We start from the raw sequence: 2,069 nt of genomic DNA, 5'->3' as shown, positions 1-2,069 counted from the left end.
GACTCAGCCGCCCCGCACCACCTGCGTCACCCCGTTGATGATCTGCTGCACGGCGATGGCGGAGAGCATCATGCCCGCGAGCCGGGTCACCAGCACCACTCCGCCGTCCTTGATGACGCGGATGATCAGTAGCGAGTACCGCATCGTGAGCCACAGCACGACGTGTATCGCGAGGATGGCGGCCCAGACGGACACCTGGGCCGCCGCACCGTCCGCCTTCTGGACCGCGAGGATCACGGACACGATGGCACCGGGCCCCGCGAGCAGCGGCATGCCCAGCGGTACGAGGGCGACGTTCACGTCCTTCGTCTGCTTCGGCTCGTCGGTCTTGCCGGTCAGCAGGTCCAGTGCGATCAGCAGGAGCAGCAGCCCACCCGCGATCATCAGCGCGGGCACGGAGACATGCAGGTAGTTCAGGATCTGGTGCCCCAACAGCCCGAAGACCGTGATGACCCCGCCGGCCACGCAGACGGCCTGGAACGCCATCCGCTTCTGCGTCCTGGCCGGTCGGCCCGCGGTGAGCGCCAGGAAGATCGGGGTGATTCCCGGCGGATCCATGATCACGAACAGGGTGAGGAAGAGCGAACCGAAGACGGCGACATCGAACACAGGGGTGCCTTGCGAAGGAGGGAAGGGGGGAAGAGGGAAAGGGGGAAACGAACGAGGTGGTGGCCGACGTGGCCGTGGCCACGGGCACGTGGGCACAGCGGGACGGGGCCGGGTGCCGTGACAGAGCGAGCGGTGCCGGTACGGGAGGCGGTCGGGCTCAGGCCCCCAGCACGTGGAACGCGGCACCGGAGCCTGCGGAGAGCCCGGCCGGCACGAGCCGGACGTGGCACTCGGACGAGACCGATCCGAACCCCAACCAGCCCGATCCGAACCCCAACGAGCCCGGGCCGAACCCTAACCGGCCCGGACGGAACGGGCGGACCCGGGGCCTGCCCCACGGACCGGGCCGGACTTCAAGCGGCAGCGCCTCTGGCACGCACCCCCGCGTGAGCCGCCGACCAGGCCCCGTCGCGCCCGGCCCTACGCGCCGCGGCTTCCGCCGGTCCCCGGGACGGGGAACGCCCCGGTCGCCCGTCGCGTGATCTCGCCGTACACCTCGGGGTCCGTCGTGTACTCGCCGAGCACGCAGGTCTTGCGGCTGCCGTGGTAGTCCGAGGAGCCCGTGGTGAGCAGTCCGAGGTCGCCCGCCAGCCCGCGCAACCGCGCCCGGGTCTCCGGCTCGTGGTCCATGTGGTCGACCTCGATACCGTCGAGCCCGGCGGCGGCCATCTCGGCGATCGCGGACTCCGGCACGGTACGGCCCCGCTTGGCGGCCCCCGGGTGCGCGAAGACGGCGACGCCGCCCGCGCCCTTGACCAGCCGGATCGCCTCGAAGGGGTCGGTCTCGTGCTTCTCGACGAAGGCCCGGCCGCCGTCGGCCAGCCAGTCGGCGGTGAAGGCGTCGCCCACGGTCGGTACGACACCGAGCTCGACCAGGGCGGTGGCCACATGCGGGCGCCCGACCGACCCGTCTCCGGCGATCCGCGCGACCTGCTCCCAGGTCACGGGCACGCCCAGCTCGTTGAGCTTGGCGATCATGCCCCGGGCCCGCGGCACCCGGTCGTCCCGGACGAGCTCGCGCTCGGCGAGCAGGTCGGGCTCCTCGGGATCGAAGAGGTACGCCAACATGTGCATGCTCACCCCGTCGAGGCGGCAGGAGAGCTCCGCACCGGTGACCAGCGTGAGTCCCTGGGGCACGGCGGCGATCGCCTCGGCATACCCACGGGTCGTGTCGTGATCGGTCAGCGCGACGACGTCCAGCCCGGCGGCGGACGCGTTCCGCACCAGCTCGGCCGGAGTGTCCGTACCGTCGGAAGCCGTGGAGTGACAGTGCAGATCAATACGCACGACACGAACTCCAGGCACAACGAAGCGGAAGGGACCGCTCAAGGATAACCACGCCCCGAACCACTCCGGTCACACTTACTGACTGCCGGACGCCTACACGCAAGGGGCGCGGGGAACTGCGCGAGCAACCCAGGACAACCCGCACCCAAGAACCATCCGATCCACCCACGACC

General features: G+C 70.8%; 2 protein-coding genes. Both read right to left on the bottom strand.

Features of this window, described 5'->3' with window-relative positions; all coding sequences use genetic code 11:
* Positions 1 to 3: 3 nt before the first annotated feature.
* Complete coding sequence (locus FNH08_RS49325; protein ID WP_322726655.1) at positions 4 to 609, bottom strand: MarC family protein; 606 nt, start codon at positions 607 to 609, stop codon at positions 4 to 6.
* Positions 610 to 1,029: 420 nt separating this feature from the next.
* Positions 1,030 to 1,896, bottom strand: a complete 867-nt coding sequence (locus FNH08_RS49320) for a PHP domain-containing protein (protein WP_322726654.1) — start codon at positions 1,894 to 1,896, stop codon at positions 1,030 to 1,032.
* Positions 1,897 to 2,069 lie beyond the last annotated feature (173 nt).

The sequence above is a fragment of the Streptomyces spongiae genome, assembly GCF_009377185.1.
GTDB classification, from domain to species: Bacteria; Actinomycetota; Actinomycetes; order Streptomycetales; family Streptomycetaceae; genus Streptomyces; species Streptomyces spongiae.
The sequence above is the reverse complement of the archived record's forward strand: the minus strand, read 5'-3'. Positions and strand labels throughout refer to the sequence as shown.